Origin of the sequence: Paenibacillus sp. MDMC362, from assembly GCF_003269305.1 — a bacterium.
Classification (GTDB): Bacteria; Bacillota; Bacilli; order Paenibacillales; family Paenibacillaceae; genus Paenibacillus_AQ.
The window spans coordinates 82,903-98,834 of record NZ_QLYT01000014.1; the positions used below are offsets into that span (position 1 = coordinate 82,903).

Below are 15,932 nucleotides of genomic sequence, written 5' to 3' on the forward strand. Positions count from 1 at the left end.
GGCCTAAACGCCGTATTTGAATTCGCCTCTCGCCTTCATCCTTACACTCCATCAAAATTCTTATCTCCACAGCATGGTCAGCATGGATTGGAACAGTCCAATCACTCCGCCCAGCAGCACCCCGAGCCAGGTGATGGCCCTGAATTCGCGGCCGGACACACTCAGGATGATCTCTTCCAGCCGCTCAATCGGAAACTTCTCCACCTGCTCCTGAACGAGCTGCGGTAAGTTCACAGCCTTCATGGCCGCCGGGATGCTTCGCTCAAGGAAGCCCAGTCCCTTATCAAGCACTCCAGGCAGAGCCGCTTCAATGGCTGGCATTCGCGGTCCAATCAGCTCGCCTACGCGAAGAGACTCGATTTGCTGAATCCACTTGGACCAAGGAAGCTTGTCATCCAAAGTACGGGAGACCCAAGCTAGACCCGGCTCCCCTGCGGCATGTTCGATGATATTCCCGAGCGGCATCTCACCGTAATACGACAGCTTTCCTGAGATCATATCCGTGATGGTCTTGCGAATCTTCTCACCCTCCAGCTGCTGAATCAGCATGGGCGTCAGCTTCTGAACCAATTTATCCTCATCCACAAAGATCGAAGCCATCGTCCCCAGAAATCCGCCTGCCTTATCGATGAGTGAAGAAGCCACATCCGATAGCATAAGCTGCCCCTTCGCGGACAACAGCGTGCTCCTTAGCTCCTTCAGCACAATATCGGCGGCAGCCCCGCTCCAGCCCTGGATCGTTTCCACGGACCAGCCGGGAACAAGCTCCTTCAGCGGCTTTGCCTCCAGTCCGTATCCGTGCCATACTGCTGCGGCACCCCGGGCTGTGAGCTGGCGGGCCGATTGTTCGGCACGGACCTTCAATTGCTCCCACTGTTCGGAACTCCATACCTTTAGCGCCAAGTCTCCGAAGCTCAGCTCCGACTGGCTCCAATCCTTCAGCTTCCGATAGAGGCTGTCCTCTATCTTACCCCGAAACACCGGCTTTCGAATAAGCTCCTGCAAGCCCTCGCTTGTCACCAGGTAATCCGAGACCACACGTCCCAACGACTCGGCTATTTCGTCCTTGCGCTTTGGAATGAGTCCTGGCGTGAAGGGTACGCGGCGGCCCAGGATGATTTTTTCTTCACGGGGATGAAACAGCATTTTTATCGCAAAGTGGTTCGTTATGCCGCCAACAAAAGCAGCAACGCACACGTTCACCAAAATAAACAGCCAGTTCTGCATTTTAAGCACTCCTTTTTCCCGAGCAGTACAATCACCAAGGGATATATGTCCTCATATGATGCATTACATGCAATGATCAGATGTAGTCTTTTGTCTGTTCACTTAAGTATCCAGTTGTTGTCGGAAGGAGATCCATCATGCGCAAATCCAAGATCAAATCCAACACCAAATCCAAGATATCGACTCAATTAATCCGCTCAGCCCAGCTTTCGGATAACGATATCAAGCTTGGTGACCGGCTCATCAGACAGCTCCGTATCCCGACAGATTCAAAGGTACAGCTTGCCTTTGGCTCCTTCAAGCAGGAAGTCCGCGTTATTTCAGGAGGAAAATCGAACTCGCTGGCCTTAGGCCCTTCGGTATTCAGCCATTCGGGACTTCTTCCTCGTACCGTCATGAATGTCAAATATTATCCAACGGAAAGAACGCTGAAGCTCGGTCCGCTCATCGGGATCATGGTCAGCCGCTATCAACCGGATGAGCCTGATAAACCTTTCGGATCGATCTCAGCTTTCTGCCTGGAAATGGTCAACGCGGCCAAAAAACAAGGCGCATATGTATATTTTTTCACCCCTGACATGATCGGTTCGAACCCGTCAACACTTGAAGCTATTGTCTATGACACGGGATGGAAAAAGATCAGCGTTCCAGCTCCGGACGTCATTAATAACCGGCTGTCTACCCGCAAACTGGAGAATAGTCCTAGCGTACAGCATTTTATGAGAGAAGTAAAATCGCGATTCGGCACCCAAATCTTTAACGAGAAATTTCTCGATAAATCGGATGTCTTCGAGGCACTCGGGCCTGATGTAAAACTGCAAAAATATTTGCCCGAATCCTATTTGCTCAGCGGTTATCCGACGCTCAAAAAAATGTGCGCCACTTATCGGACGGTCTTCCTGAAACCGGTGCGGGGTAGTCTGGGAAAAGGGATCATCCGGATATCCCGCCAAGAGAACGGCAAATATCAAACGATGACCACCTCTCTTGAAGGAAGCAAGAAGAATACCTACTCCTCACTTCCAAAGCTGTTCAGCAGCTTATCCGGGAAAATAAAAAAAACGCGTTATCAAATTCAGCAAGGGCTGGATTTGATCCGCATCAACCGGCGAAACGTTGATTTTCGCGCGCTTGTTCATAAAGACAAAAACGGCAAGTGGGCCGTGACTTCGGTCGTGGCCCGTATTGCCGGCGGAAACCACTTTGTTTCCAATCTTGCCAGAGGCGGTACGCTATCTTCCGTCAAGGACGCACTTGCCATGAGCAGTATCCCGTTAACCTCCAAACAAACGGCCCCCGCCCGAATGAATCAAGCGGCGCTCGATATCGCTCATGGACTGGAGGCTGCCATTCCCTATCATTTCGGGGAGCTCGGCATCGATTTGGCGATAGATACGGCTGGACGCATTTGGCTCCTGGAGGTCAACTCCAAGCCGTCCAAAGGCGAAAATGCACCGCTGAATGCCGACTCCAAAGTAAGACCGTCAGCCGTGCGACTCGTTCAGTACTGTCAATACTTGACGGGTTTTTAAAAAGGAGAACATTATGCCGTCAAACAAGATAGGCACCCTGGGTGTCATGGTATGCCGCAAACCGGGCTTCCCTCCCTTCGCAGAAAAGGAATTTCTCCGTGAACTTAGCTCGAAGGCCAAGGGACTCGGCATGCAGGTATTTGTTTTTTGTCCGGATGATGCCTCAATTGCTTATGATGTCGAAAGCTCCATAGACAGAATACAAGGATATCAATTCAATCCTGGAGAAGGCTGGAGTTTCGGCACATTTCCTCCTCCTGACGTCATCTATGACCGGTGTCTGCACCGTAACGGTGAGGAAACGGCTGCCGCCGGTGAGTATCTGAACCGAATGCTGCAGCAGGGCGTAAGACTGTGGGCACGCGGTCTGCCCGGCAAGCAGAAAGTGCATCAACTATTAAAGCGATCTTCCGCCTTAAGGCCATATCTGCCGGCAACCTTAAGTTATACGGGAGCCGAATCACTGAGCAGGGCCCTGCTGGCTTTTGACAGCAGACTTTTCATGAAACCTAGCGGAGGCTCTCAGGGTCGGCATACTTTGTACCTTGCTTTGACAGATCAACAGCGTGTCAAATTGCAAGGAAGGGATCGGAGCAATTGCATGTTCCAGCAGACGATTCCCGCACAAGAGATAAACGAATGGGTGAGTCGTTTTACCGGTCGACGCCGGTTTATCATTCAACCCTACCTGGAGCTTCATAACCGCAACGGGGATCCGTATGATATTCGGTCATTGGTTCAAAAGAATGACCGCGGCAGATGGTCCATCACAGGAATTGCCGCACGGCAAGGCGTAAGCCAAGGACTGACCTCGAACCTTCACGGGGGAGGCACGGCTTTTCCGGCCCTTCCCTATCTAACGACCGATTTCGGAGAAGAACAGGCCATGAAGATCATTCAGACCATCCGAAATCTGTCTGCTCAGCTTCCATCTCTGCTCGAAGAAGGATTCGGCCGACTTGGCGAGCTGGGAATCGATTTTGGCGTGGATATAAAGGGACGGGTCTGGATCCTAGAGGTCAACTCCAAACCGGGCCGCCGCGCATTTACACTAACGGGAGATGGTCACGCAGCCCGGCTGTCCGTCGAACATCCGATTCAATACGCCCGTTATTTATTGCTTCGACAACTTAGGAGGGTAAATACATGAGTTTGAATTTCGGAAATATTCATTTCTCGCAGCAGCCCGAAAAAGTCGTCTTTTTATCCGGTTCGCTTCTAAAGAGCCTTGGGCTATCAAGCAAGAAATCGATTAAGTTACGCATCGGTACCAACACGGTGTCCGCTGCTGTGAAACCAATAGATCGATCGGGGAAGCACATCTATTTAAGCAACGGTGTCCGAAACGGTATCCACGTTCCCAGACAGGGCCCTGTCTATATCCATTCCCCCCGTGAAGGAGAAATCGAGCTGGGGCCCGTGGTTGGGGTTCTCTCCGACGGACCTCACAATCCATCCAGCCCCTTTGGAGCCCGAACCTCGTATATTCGACAGCTTCTTCGTGAGGGCAACAAAAAAGTGTTCGTATATGCCTTTGCCCCCCGTGATATCAACTGGCAGCGCGAAACGGTGCATGCCTATATGCTCGGTTCCGGCGGGGGTTTTGTCCGCAAAACCGTTCCGCTCCCTAATGTCGTCTATAATCGCCTGCCTAGCCGAAAAACCGACTTCTCCCCTTTTACCAATCAACTGAGGGATCGGTTTCTGAAACGCAACATTAAATTTTTCAACTGGGCCTTCTTCAATAAATCCGATGTGTACTCCCAGCTGGACGGCGACGTGCAGGCAGGCAAATATTTGCCTGAAACGCATAACAATCCTAGTCCCGAGCGGATTAAGGATATGATGGAGCGTCATAATTTTGTATATTATAAGCCCTCAGCCGGAAGCTTAGGCCTCGGAATTTACCGGTTAACCTATCTTCCCAAAAAAGGATACTTTGCGCGATATCACGGAAACGGAGGGAACACCCTTCTCAAGTTCCCAAGCTTTAATAGTCTGATGCGTATGCTTCAGGCCAAGCACGGCTCCAAGCTTCGCAACTACGTTATCCAGCAGGGAATCCGCCTCATTGAAATCGATGGGTGCCCTATTGACTTCAGATTCCATATGCATAAGAACAGCAAAAACCGGTGGTCCGTGGTTGGCATCGGCGCCAAAAAAGCCGGTCGGGGCAGCGTCACAACGCATATCAAGAACGGGGGCTCCTTGATGACGCCGGAGCAGGCGCTCAGCCGGGCCTTCGGCTCCAGAGCTCGGGATGTGCTGGAGCGTGCCAAGGACGCCGCCATCGCAATGTCGGAGGCCATCGAGAATCATCATCCGCATCTGTTAGGAGAAATCGGGTTCGATATAGGAATAGATGATAACGAGAGGATATGGATGTTTGAAGCGAATTCGAAGCCGGGCCGATCGATATTCAACCACCCTTCTCTTAAAGGGGAAGGAAAAGCATCGGTGGAGCATATTTTTGAACACAGTATGTATCTCAGCGGCTTCCACAGGGGGAATGACTCGTGAATAACCGAGTGGAGAGTGATGGAAGACCGGTTGTAGCCATCCTGACCATGCACGACTCGCATACGATGTTCAGAGGCAACCGGCAAAACTTTCAGGAAATCATCAAAACGGGAAAGGATATGGGCTTTATCGTCTATGTGGTCACCGTACGTGATCTGAAGCTTGATACGGGTACTGTCAAAGGCTATATCCTGAACAGCGACCATTCCTGGGAGCAGAGGCTATGCCCTCTGCCCCAGGTTATATATAACCGGATCCCTTACCGAGAGGATGAATCCCTTCCCTGGGTCCGACGCAAAATCAAGGAATGCCAAAAACATCCCCATATCGATATCTATAACCCACACTTCTTCAATAAGTGGCGTCTCTTTGCTTGGCTGAACAAATCACGGTTAACCAAAAAGTGGGCACCCTTGACAAAGCGATTGAAGGGTTACCCTACTTTATATGAAATGATCAAGCGGAAGCCCTACCTGTATCTTAAACCCGAGGACGGCAAGGCCGGGCAAGGAATCATGAGGGTGCGGTATCAGAAAAACAAATCGCTCCCTTACCGCATACAAATACAGAACAACAAAAACAGCACTACGTACAAAGCCGCCTCCTTGGAGCGGCTTTGGAACCGGGTTTATCAGGAGACGAAAGGAAGCTCATACCTGATCCAGCAGGGAATCGAGCTGGCCCAGGTCCACGGTCGCGCATTCGACCTTCGCATACTTGTGCAAAAGAACGAATACGGCTCCTGGGCAGTTACAGGAATTGGAGCACGAATGGCAGGCGCCAAGAGCATAACCACACATGTTCCTCGCGGAGGAACGATTGAGGATCCGGAGAAGCTGCTGCCGATGGTGTTCGGTCAGGAACGGTCCGACGCCATCCTTAGCGAAGTTAAAAAAGCAGCCGTGCATATGGCACGACAGATTGAGAAGAGCTCTGGTCAGATCCATGGCGAAATGTCCATGGACCTCGGAATTGATAGCGAAGGCGTTCTCTGGTTCTTCGAAGCCAATTCAAGACCCATGAAATTTGACGAACCCGCAATCCGGAAAAAATCACTGGAGCGGATTTTTCAATATTCCGAATATCTGATCAATCAAAGGTAGCCCCTGCATCAGCCAAAGCAACGGTTAAGGAAGACATGAAAGGAGGGGATCATGTGGAAATCTCATGTCTATCTCTCTCAAACCCGGAAGAATGGCCGCATGCCAGACAGCAGTGCAGCGATTTCTTCCGGCGGTACAGCAACAAACGTCTAACCCGCGAAGGTTACCATCGCCTGGCCTTGCTATCCTATGACGAGCTGCTGCAGCCCGGCACCTCGATCGTGGCTGCTACGGTTCGAAGCGATGTCGGCCGCATACCTGTGGGGATGTGCTTTGCGGCGGATTATGGGGAGGGTGCCTGCATGGTTGCTGTACACCCTCTATACCGCAACCGGCATATCGGTTCTTCCCTGATCCGCTCACAATTATCCAAATTCGGGCGGCTGCGATGCAAAGTGGCCGCCGATCATTCGGCAAGTTTGCAAATGTGCTTTCATGCAGGGCTTCATGCCATAGCGCTTGAGCAAGGGCCAACGGGCAAACCCACGCTCGTTATGAACGGGACCCTTCCCCTGCATCCGATCCACAGTTCTTCAGCATCTAGTACTGACTCTGTTCAAGAAGGTGAACTTCTGTGTCAAAACCCGTCTTAGGTATTATGACGTTATACTTGGATGAACGGAAAACGCTGGAGGAGCGGCATATCTACGAGCATATGATCAGGGAGGGGAAAGCGATGGGGCTTGACGTTTACGTCTTCACCCCCGCCGACGTTAACAGTGCCCAAGGCCTGATCAACGCCATGGAATACGATCCGGATCGCCGGAGATGGGGCCGCAGATGGCGCTCGTTTCCCAATATGATTTTTGATCGCTGCCGCATTCAAAAGAGCCCCCGCTTTCAACAGCTGCTGCGCTTTCGTTCACGCTATCGGCATTTACTGTTTCTGAACAGACCTTTACGCAACAAATGGACGATTCATCAAGTATTATTCACCAAGAAACGCTTCCGTCCCCATCTGCCGGATACTCGGATCGTGACCAGCACAAGCGACATCCACCGGATGCTCAACGTTCATCCTACCGTCTATTTTAAACCGATAAACGGAACGGGCGGACGCGGAATTCTGCGGATTACGAAGGTACCTGGTGTTGCGGGCACGTATGAAATCCGGGGACGCAATTCCAACCGGAGCATCATCAGACCGAAGCGAATGCCTTCAGGCCATTTGGCGCAATATCTGTCGGGCTGGGGCAATAGAGATCGATATCTGGTTCAAGAGGGGATCCAGCTGGAGCTGCCGGATGGAAGAGTGCATGATTACCGGATGCTCGTACAGAAAAATGGATCCGGTCAATGGCAGGTGACCGGCTGCGTGGGACGCGTCGGAGCGCCGAAAAGCGTGACCTCCAACCTGCATGGCGGCGGGCGTGCGACCATGATGGAAGAATTGTTAAGTAAATGGATCGCAGATCCGGTAAAGCGCGCCAGCATCCGCGAGGAAGCCGACTCCCTCGGTGTGGATGTGGCCCAATTTCTTGACGGACAGTATGGAGGCTTGTGCGAGATTGCCCTGGATCTGGCCGTGGATAAAACCGGAAGAGTTCTTCTTCTCGAGGTGAATCCGAAGCCATCAAGGGAAGTCTTCTCTCAAATCGGCGATATGGCTGCATACCGTGAATCGATGGTAAGGCCTTTAGAATATGCACTGTGGGTGTACAGCCAGAAAAAATCCGCGAAAAATGCTTAAGTTCATTCGTAGAAAACCGTAATTAAAGAATCCAAAAAACGCGCAAAGGCTGTTTCCAAGAGGGTTGCTTGCTACCCTTGGAAACAGCCTTTGTGACTCCTATCTGTCTATTCGGCTTGATCGTGAAGCCTCAGCAGGTGTGAAAAAGAATGAATAACGACATCTGATCCCTTAAGCTCCTGCTCCCCGCCAAAGCCTGCATAACGGCAGCCAATGACGGTTTGTCCGTTCTCTTTGCCCGCCTCCACATCCGATGACCGGTCCCCTACCATCCAGGCGTCCCGGATATCGTGTTCATCCAGCAGCAGCCTAACCAAATCCACCTTGGAAGCCGTTCCATGCTCTCCGGCACTGTAGACTCCTTCAAAGAGCGACATGATCCCTCTCGCTTCAGCTATGCCTTTCACATAATGCTCCAGGCCGTTGCTGGCAACAAACAATCGGACGCCCCGACGATGAAGCTCCTCCAGCGTCTCCTTCACCTCAGGATACAATACGGCTGCTTCATTGCTTAAGCCTTCGAGCTCAAGCTGCAGCAGCAGCTCGTCTGCACGGCGATGGGCTGCCGGCGTTCCATTCGGTATGACAATCTTCCAAATGTCTTCGAGCAGCATTCCCAGACATCCAAGCATGAGCTCCTCATCCGGCGTTTCACCTTCATAGTGCCCCTCTTCACGCAAAATGTCGAACAATTTGTGATAGGCGGGCAGCAGCAGGGTCTCCGTCTGAAACAGCGTTCCATCCATGTCAAATATCATCGCTTCCGGCTTGATCAACGTTGCAGTATTTTCCAATTTGGTCCTTCCCTTCGCTCCATATAATCTGATTCTAGTCTAGTCTTTCCTCATCATATAGGAACCATATCACATCTGCAAACCCCAAAATATGATGTACGACATAACGGCGATCGCTGCATATGCAGAACGCGCAAAACCTCCGATTAAAGCCATAACCGCCGCGGCAAGCTAATCATGTTCTTTCCTACCCCTTCTGTTCCCTCCGATCGGACGGCAGGACACCACGTGCCGTATCCACCGCAAGCCAGAACAATCCGATGGCGATGACCGGATGCAAGGCCCCGGCTCCAGGCAGGTTGGCGGTGAGGTATTGGCTGAAGACCAATAACAACAGAACCAGCGATTTCCACTTATACGGGGCGGGCAGTTTGCCTGCAATACCAAATACCAGCATGAGGAGCGGCACGATTTCAAAAAAATGGACAAACAGGGTATGGCTTCTCCACATCGATCCGTCGTGAAACAGCGCCATGCCGGCCAACAGCGTCTGAACGGCAATACATCCTACAAATATCCATGCCAGTCCTAGCGATATCCATACGACCAGCGGTGTTTTTCCTACAGCTTGTTGCGTCATGTCGACATCCCTCTCTTGATTCAAATATCTTTGCGACATCATCCTATCACCGAAATGTTGCGATCTTGGGATGATGACTTGCGGATTCTGTGAAATTTTCCAATTGCGGCCGGAAAGCGTATATAATGGGGTGGATTTACGGCTGAACCTAACGAATCGAATGGAAAGGCAGGTCCTTGCATGGCACATACCTTGCTACTTGTGGACGATGAACGGAAAGTCATTGAATATACTACGTGGAGAATGGGCATTCTTTCCATGCCGTTCAGGATCAGGCGTGGTTAGCGGACAGTCCCCATTCAGCCGACCGCCTGGAAAGCATCCTTCTGACATCCGGGGAACAAAAGATCCTCTTGCATGAGGGGGCGGCTGTGGAGAAGCAGATCAAACGCCTCGGCGTAAAACGGACGTTGCATGTTGAAGGCGAATCGGTAGCGGAGCTGTATTATTATGATACGGATGTGGCAAACCTGACCAAGCTTCGGATCGGCACGCCCACATCGATCGTCATTTTGCTGGGAGGAGGCACCGTCCTCTTCGTCCTGCTTTCCCTCGGGGCGGCCTACTGGGTATCGCGGAGGCTCACTGCGCCCCTCCGCAAACTCGTCCCGGCCATCGAACGACTCGGTCTAGGCGAGTACGGTGTCCAGGCTCCCGTCACCTCAGAGGATGAATACGGGAGGGTCGCGATTGCTTTCAACGGCATGTCTTCCAGGCTCGAGCAGTCCGAGGTGGTCCGCCGCAATTTGGTGGCTGATGTCGCCCATGAGCTTCGAACACCGCTGACGATCGTAAGAGGCAAGCTGGATCTGCTTCAGCAGAGCAGGCAGCCGATCCAGCCGGAATTATTGCTCCCCATCCAGGATGAGTTGATTCGCTTAACCCGTCTCGTGGGCGACCTTCATCAACTATCTCTGGCCGAAGCGAGGCAGCTGCCGCTGGTTCGGAAGCCCACGGACATCCTGTATCTTCTGGCTCAGATACAGGAGCGCATCGAGCCAGATGCCGATGCCAAGAACTTGACCCTGCGTTTGACGAGCGCTACGGAGCACACTTCCGTTCCTGTGGATCCAAGCCGGATCACACAGGTGTTTCTCAATCTCTTCATCAATGCGGTTCGGTATACACCCCAAGACGGGCTTGTCCACACCACGATCCAAGAGGAGACCGCTTCCGGGATGCTTCGGATTGATATTCGGGATACAGGTGCGGGAGTTGAGGAGGAGCATCTTCCCTATCTCTTTGACCGATTCTACCGTACGGACGCAGCGCGTGCGCGGCATCAAGGCGGTATGGGGCTGGGTCTGGCGATTGCCAAGGAATTTATCGGATCTCATGGCGGCACGATTCAGGCACAGAGCCAGCAAGGGCTAGGAACTACATTTACGGTACGGCTGCCCTATCATGATCATGACTCGGAGCAGCCGCACGGGATATAACGGTCCCCTAACTCCTATCTAACATAAACAGACAGGCCCGGACAGATATCGACCGGACCTCTCTGTTTATCCATTCGGATGTCGAAACGATACCCTCTGCCTAGAATATTTTTTTCGTTGCCCGATCTTCCTTGATGATCTCGACGGCTTCCCTGAAGCGGATGGAATGGATAATTTCACGTTCCCGCAAAAATTTGAGACTGTCCTGCAAGTCCACATCATCCGTCATGTCGATGAGCCATTGATATGTAGCGCGTGCTTTCTCTTCTGCCGCAATGTCCTCATACAAATCCGCAATCGGATCGCCCTTGGCTTGAATATAGGTTGCTGTCCAAGGGACTCCGGCGGCATTCTCATAATACAGCGCATGATCATGATTGGCGTAGTGCGCTCCCAATCCGGCAGCCTCCAGCTCCGCCACGCTGGCATCCTTCGTCAATTTGTACACCATCGCGGCAATCATTTCGAGGTGTGCGAATTCCTCGGTTCCGATATCGTTGAGCAATCCGATCACTTTGTCTGGAATCGTATACCGCTGGTTCAAATAACGCAGCGCAGCAGCCAGTTCGCCGTCAGCGCCTCCATACTGCTCCATTAGAAATCTTGCCATTCTCGGATCACATTTACTGACGCGCACCGGATACTGAAGCTTTTTTTCATATACCCACATGGGCTCTTCCGCCTCCTTGTTCTCGCTTTTCCTCTTGATGGGGGCTGCATGCATAAGGTGAAAAAAAGCCGCAGCCCCTTTGCCATAACGTCATTGTTAAACCTGCCAAGGCCAAGGACCCTGGGACCATTCAAACGGATACTTGGAATAAGCACGCCCAAAATTTTGCAGCGGCCCATACAGCTCTTGAAATTGCTTCGCTAGCACCGTTCTCTCCTGTGTCAGTTTATTGAACTGCTCGATGCTCTTGAGATCATTCGGATGGGTGTCCAAGAACAGGTTCAGCTCCACCAGGACAAAATCCAATGCCTGAAGCTGCTCCAGCATTTCGTAATATTTCAGATCTCCAACCTGGGGTCTGGCTTCATTCACCGCATATCACTCTCCTTTAAATTTTCGCGAAGTATACGGGCTATACAAGGATGGCCACAACGTTCCGTGTCTTAGCGCCTCAGCAGGGCTAAACTGGGGCAGACCCGGCGGTTGAAACACAACAAACTGGTTGACAGGTACCACATACGATCTGTAAAGCTTGGGCGGGCATGGATCAAATGGCGAATGAAATACCGGGTATACACGCACCTCTGGATTTTCCTTCAAAGGGATTTCCTCCTTATCGTTACGATCCGTCGTTATCAAGGACTCTTCGTATTTAACATATGTCTTCCGCCCAGAAAATGAACTCCAAAATGACAAAAAAACCCTCTCCCCTGGAATATTTCCGGGAAAAGGGTCTTCATGGAGTTGTCCTCAAAATTTGATCTTGATTTGGAACAAGCCCGCTTTACGCATAGCGGAATAGATAATAACAACCAGGGGACCAATAAAAAATCCGATCACGCCAACCAGTTTAAATCCGATATACATGCTGACCAGGGCAGGCAATGCGCCGATGCCGACGGCATCCCCTATGACCTTCGGCTCCAGGACGCGGCGGATCACCGTAATCAGAATGAACATGAAGATCAAGCCGACTCCTGTAAAAATATCGCCTACCGCGAGCAGGTAGATGGACCATGGTATCAAAACGGAACCTACGCCCAGAATCGGCAGAATGTCGACTATGGTGACAAGCAAAGCGATGGCCAGCGGATAGTTAACGCCTAATACCAGCAAGCCGAGCAGCGTAATCACGTACGTAAACAGGCTGAGGAGCAACTGTGCCCGTAAAAAGCCGAAAATTGATTTTTTCAGGCTGATCAACACTTCGTTCACCTGCGACTGTGATGTCTCATCAAACAGCGATAACACTTTCTCCCGCATCGTATCGAGGCTGAAAGCGAACAAGTACACCGCTACGCAGAATACAATGAACGTGACGAACAGGTTCGGCAGCGTTTTGGCAAAGGACAAAAATGTTGATGATACTGAATTGACAAGCGACCGTATATAGGAAGAAATATTCGACATAAATTCGGTGAGACTGTCGGCAAGACCCGGCGAAATGCCGTTCAGCATGTCTTGCGCTTGTATAATCGTGTGCTGAAGGAATTCGTTGGCCCCTTCAAAATATTGCGGAGCCCGGCTCCAATATTCGACCAGCTGGTTAAACACCTGGAGACCGATCAAATATGCCAGGAGTAGCATCAACAGGAGGAATAGCGTGCTCGTCACCGTTGCGGCCGCAATGCGGTTCATGCGAAGCCTTTTCATTAAGAGCCGATTTAACGGCTCCAATGCAATAGCAATCACGATGGCCAGCAAGAACGGTGCTCCAACCGTAAACATTCCGTACAGTAACAGGAGACTGAGACCGATAAAGATCAGCTGCTTAATCGACATAATCCACTTCCTAACAAATAGAGTCTTGCTAGTTCTAAATGAAGCTGCTCTCGAGCTTCTGATGAATCATGACGCGAGTTACACGCAACCGTGTAGACTCCTCTACCTCAAAGACCACCCCGTCAAAGATGGCTTTCTTCCCGACCACCGGGTTCCCTTCAAGCTCTTTGAACAACCAACCGCCGATGGAATCCACGTTATGCTCTTCAATCATCAAACCGGTCAAATCATTCACTTCTTCAATGAGCATCCGCCCGTCCACTGAAAAGTACTCATCGTACACTTCAATTTCAGGCCGCTCATCTTCAAATTCATCGTACAGGTCCCCGACAATCTCCTCCAGAATCTTCTCGGCTGTGAGAATGCCTGCCGTCCCCCCATATTCGTCCACCACGAGCGCAAGCTGCTCATGTCTAGCCTGCATCTTCCGCAGCACCTCGCTGATTTCCGCTGATTCCGATACGTCCATAATCGGTCTCATCAGGGAAGCCAGATCACGCTGCTTCTCAGGCTCCGCCAGCAAGAGATCGGTAATATGGACAAATCCGATGATGCGGTCCTTGTTGTCCGTTGCGACCGGGTAACGGGAGTGCTTCGTCTCATTGACGATCCGAAGATTCTCTTCCAAGGTATAATTGGTGAAAAGAACGTCCATGTCCGTCCTTGGCAGCATAATTTCTCTGGCTCTCAAGTCAGAAAAATCGAACAGGTTGTCCATTAATTTCATCTCGTTCTCGTCAATGACACCGCTCTTTGCGCTCTCGTTCATCAGAATCCGAATCTCTTCCTCGGAGTGGGCCGCTTCGGCCTCGCTTGCCGGCTCGATGCCAACCATCTTCAGAATCCGATTAGCGGAAGCATTCAGGACCCAGATCACCGGCAGAAAAATGCGATAAAACCAAAGCAGCGGCGCCGACAGAATCAAAGCCGTGCCCTCTGTCCGCTGAATAGCCAACGATTTCGGTGCAAGCTCCCCTAACACAATATGCAGGAAAGTGATAATACAGAAGCCTACCGCTACCGATATTGTGCCGATCAATCGCTCATCCGTAAATCCAATGCTATGCATAATGGGGGCCACCAGCAATTCTGAAATGGCAGGCTCCCCAATCCAGCCAAGACCCAGGGAGGTTAATGTGATCCCAAGCTGGGTTGCGGATAAATAGGCATCCAGCTTCTGGTTTACTTTCAGGGCAATGCCTGCCAGCCGGTTCCCTTCGCTAACGAGCTGGGTCAACCGGGATTGACGCATTTTTACCAGTGAAAATTCGGCCGCTACAAACACGCCGTTCAACAAAACGAGCAGGAAAACCAAGAGCAAATTCAAAATCAGTTTCCCGACCTCAAATTCCTCCGCCATGATGACACGCCTTCTTTCTAGGGTTCTAGTTTGTCTTTGCTTGTCTTGACTTGAAATCCACACCCCGGTAGTACATGTCGGCCACCAACAGGTTCGGCCCACAGCAGCTCACTGCATCGCAGTGACAGTTAACCGTTTGGTTCAACGGGTGTCCTGTTGTCCATTCGTTAAAAATATCGTCGAGCTTCTGTTCCTTAATATTACCAAAAGCCGGAATATCAGCAAAATCCGTTACATATACGTCGCCCGAGAATAAATTCACATTCACCCGGTTACGGCCATCCGGATCATTCCGGACCGTTACGTTCGGTTCTTGCCGCAGGCGGCGAATGATCTCCTGGTCATCATCATCGGAGCTGCAGGCATAGAAGGGCAGCGTTCCGAACAGCATCCACATATCCCGATCCCGGGCATCCAGCAAATGGTGGATGGCAGCTTTCGTGTCGTCCAAGGACAAGACGGGCAGAGCGGAAGCAAAGTTTGAGGCATACATCGGGTGAACCTCGTGCCGCTTGCAGCCCATATCCTTGATCAGCTTGTGGATGCCGCTGAGTTTCGTATGCGTCCGGTAATTAATCATCGATTCAGCGGATATGTACATCCCTGCTGCACTCAGTTTCTCCGAGTTGACCAGCATCGTATCGTACATTTTATATGCCGTTTCCTTGGAGACGGGACGTGCACTATTCGCAAACCCTACTTCATAGAAGTCGTCCCCGTTCAAATAATTGAATGAGATATGCATAACGTCCAGGTAAGGCAGCATTTTCTCATACCGACTTATATCAAGCGTCAGATTGGAGTTAATTTGAGTCCGGATGCCCCTTTCCTTGGCATACTTCAGCAAGGGAACAATCACGTTATCCACCGTCTTGCCAAGAAATGCCGGTTCACCGCCTGTCAGACTGATCGTCTGCAGATGCTCTACCTCGTCCAATCGCTTCAGCATCGTCTCTATGGGCAGCATCGGCGCTTCCTTCATGACAAGCATATCACCGACAGCGCAATGTTCACAGCGCATATTACAAAGATGCGTCACTGTCATTTCCACACTGGTCAGCACATGACGACCATGCTCGCGCAGTGAAGTAATCGGATCCCACGGATCATAACTCGGCGAAATGGGCCTTACGGCTGATGGAAATGGCTGTGCTGTATTACTCATGGTTCACTCACCTTATTTCTTTGAATTACCGATTCATTCAGTACAACTTACGCTATGTGTACTTTACGGT

16 protein-coding genes are annotated in these 15,932 nt (G+C 51.2%); 7 read left to right on the top strand and 9 right to left on the bottom strand.

Going from position 1 to position 15,932, the window contains the following annotated elements; translation table 11 throughout:
• Positions 1–60: 60 nt before the first annotated feature.
• Positions 61–1,227 carry a DUF445 domain-containing protein gene (locus tag DP091_RS06120; RefSeq protein WP_113057503.1) on the bottom strand — a complete coding sequence of 389 codons (1,167 nt, stop codon included), beginning with the start codon at positions 1,225–1,227 and terminating at the stop codon, positions 61–63.
• Between the two features lie 137 nt (positions 1,228–1,364).
• On the opposite strand from DP091_RS06120, the gene DP091_RS06125 reads away from it, so the two are divergent.
• From DP091_RS06125 to DP091_RS06150, 6 genes are read left to right on the top strand one after another with little or no spacing between them, the layout of a single operon-like run.
• Positions 1,365–2,759, top strand: a complete 1,395-nt coding sequence (locus DP091_RS06125) for a YheC/YheD family endospore coat-associated protein (RefSeq protein ID WP_113057504.1) — start codon at positions 1,365–1,367, stop codon at positions 2,757–2,759.
• A 13-nt stretch (positions 2,760–2,772) separates the two neighbouring features.
• Positions 2,773–3,909 carry a YheC/YheD family endospore coat-associated protein gene (locus DP091_RS06130; protein ID WP_113057505.1) on the top strand — a complete coding sequence of 379 codons (1,137 nt, stop codon included), beginning with the start codon at positions 2,773–2,775 and terminating at the stop codon, positions 3,907–3,909.
• The gene (locus DP091_RS06135) at positions 3,906–5,279 is read left to right on the top strand and encodes a YheC/YheD family endospore coat-associated protein (RefSeq protein WP_113057506.1); all 1,374 of its coding nucleotides are present in this window, start codon (positions 3,906–3,908) and stop codon (positions 5,277–5,279) included. The genes DP091_RS06130 and DP091_RS06135 overlap by 4 nt, the downstream gene beginning before the upstream one ends.
• Complete coding sequence (locus tag DP091_RS06140; RefSeq protein WP_113057507.1) at positions 5,276–6,382, top strand: YheC/YheD family endospore coat-associated protein; 1,107 nt, start codon at positions 5,276–5,278, stop codon at positions 6,380–6,382. The genes DP091_RS06135 and DP091_RS06140 overlap by 4 nt, the downstream gene beginning before the upstream one ends.
• 53 nt (positions 6,383–6,435) lie before the next feature.
• Positions 6,436–6,975: a GNAT family N-acetyltransferase gene (locus tag DP091_RS06145; protein WP_113057508.1), complete on the top strand. Its 540-nt coding sequence runs from the start codon at positions 6,436–6,438 to the stop codon at positions 6,973–6,975.
• The gene (locus DP091_RS06150) at positions 6,957–8,072 is read left to right on the top strand and encodes a YheC/YheD family endospore coat-associated protein (protein WP_113057509.1); all 1,116 of its coding nucleotides are present in this window, start codon (positions 6,957–6,959) and stop codon (positions 8,070–8,072) included. Before DP091_RS06145 ends, DP091_RS06150 begins: the two co-directional genes overlap by 19 nt.
• A 107-nt stretch (positions 8,073–8,179) precedes the next feature.
• Here the strand turns inward: DP091_RS06150 and DP091_RS06155 are convergent, their stop codons facing one another.
• Positions 8,180–8,866 carry an HAD family hydrolase gene (locus DP091_RS06155; protein ID WP_071218047.1) on the bottom strand — a complete coding sequence of 229 codons (687 nt, stop codon included), beginning with the start codon at positions 8,864–8,866 and terminating at the stop codon, positions 8,180–8,182.
• 187 nt (positions 8,867–9,053) lie between these two features.
• The gene (locus DP091_RS06160) at positions 9,054–9,446 is read right to left on the bottom strand and encodes a DUF6220 domain-containing protein (RefSeq protein WP_113057510.1); all 393 of its coding nucleotides are present in this window, start codon (positions 9,444–9,446) and stop codon (positions 9,054–9,056) included.
• A 236-nt stretch (positions 9,447–9,682) separates the two neighbouring features.
• On the opposite strand from DP091_RS06160, the gene DP091_RS06165 reads away from it, so the two are divergent.
• A complete protein-coding gene (locus DP091_RS06165) occupies positions 9,683–10,885 on the top strand; it encodes a sensor histidine kinase (RefSeq protein ID WP_258394414.1) in 1,203 nt (400 codons plus the stop codon).
• 100 nt (positions 10,886–10,985) lie between these two features.
• On the opposite strand, the gene DP091_RS06170 is transcribed toward DP091_RS06165, so the two are convergent.
• The 6 genes from DP091_RS06170 to yfkAB all read right to left on the bottom strand — a co-directional run bounded on the left by DP091_RS06170 (position 10,986) and on the right by yfkAB (position 15,862).
• Positions 10,986–11,555, bottom strand: a complete 570-nt coding sequence (locus tag DP091_RS06170; RefSeq protein WP_113057512.1) for a manganese catalase family protein — start codon at positions 11,553–11,555, stop codon at positions 10,986–10,988.
• A gap of 96 nt (positions 11,556–11,651) precedes the next feature.
• On the bottom strand, positions 11,652–11,927 hold the full coding sequence (locus DP091_RS06175; protein ID WP_113057513.1) for a spore coat protein CotJB: 276 nt from the start codon (positions 11,925–11,927) through the stop codon (positions 11,652–11,654).
• A 6-nt stretch (positions 11,928–11,933) separates the two neighbouring features.
• Positions 11,934–12,155, bottom strand: coding sequence for a spore coat associated protein CotJA (locus tag DP091_RS06180; RefSeq protein WP_100538824.1), 222 nt, complete (start codon positions 12,153–12,155; stop codon positions 11,934–11,936).
• A gap of 150 nt (positions 12,156–12,305) precedes the next feature.
• Positions 12,306–13,337 (bottom strand): sporulation integral membrane protein YtvI, encoded by a 1,032-nt coding sequence (gene ytvI, locus DP091_RS06185; protein WP_113057514.1) that lies wholly within the window; start codon positions 13,335–13,337, stop codon positions 12,306–12,308.
• A 34-nt stretch (positions 13,338–13,371) separates the two neighbouring features.
• Positions 13,372–14,697, bottom strand: a complete 1,326-nt coding sequence (locus DP091_RS06190; RefSeq protein WP_113057515.1) for a hemolysin family protein — start codon at positions 14,695–14,697, stop codon at positions 13,372–13,374.
• 25 nt (positions 14,698–14,722) lie between these two features.
• Entirely contained in the window at positions 14,723–15,862 is a 1,140-nt protein-coding gene (gene yfkAB, locus DP091_RS06195; protein WP_113057516.1) for a radical SAM/CxCxxxxC motif protein YfkAB, read from the bottom strand.
• Positions 15,863–15,932 lie beyond the last annotated feature (70 nt).

What these genes read in the sequence shown, in the direction of transcription:
- DP091_RS06120 (WP_113057503.1), bottom strand. Translation starts at nt 1,227, where the DNA reads ATGCAGAACTGGCTGTTTATTTTGGTGAACGTGTGCGTTGCTGCTTTT.
- DP091_RS06135 (WP_113057506.1), top strand. Translation starts at nt 3,906, where the DNA reads ATGAGTTTGAATTTCGGAAATATTCATTTCTCGCAGCAGCCCGAAAAA.
- DP091_RS06170 (WP_113057512.1), bottom strand. Translation starts at nt 11,555, where the DNA reads ATGTGGGTATATGAAAAAAAGCTTCAGTATCCGGTGCGCGTCAGTAAA.
- DP091_RS06125 (WP_113057504.1), top strand. Translation starts at nt 1,365, where the DNA reads ATGCGCAAATCCAAGATCAAATCCAACACCAAATCCAAGATATCGACT.
- DP091_RS06160 (WP_113057510.1), bottom strand. Translation starts at nt 9,446, where the DNA reads ATGACGCAACAAGCTGTAGGAAAAACACCGCTGGTCGTATGGATATCG.
- DP091_RS06130 (WP_113057505.1), top strand. Translation starts at nt 2,773, where the DNA reads ATGCCGTCAAACAAGATAGGCACCCTGGGTGTCATGGTATGCCGCAAA.
- yfkAB (WP_113057516.1), bottom strand. Translation starts at nt 15,862, where the DNA reads ATGAGTAATACAGCACAGCCATTTCCATCAGCCGTAAGGCCCATTTCG.
- DP091_RS06190 (WP_113057515.1), bottom strand. Translation starts at nt 14,697, where the DNA reads ATGGCGGAGGAATTTGAGGTCGGGAAACTGATTTTGAATTTGCTCTTG.
- ytvI (WP_113057514.1), bottom strand. Translation starts at nt 13,337, where the DNA reads ATGTCGATTAAGCAGCTGATCTTTATCGGTCTCAGTCTCCTGTTACTG.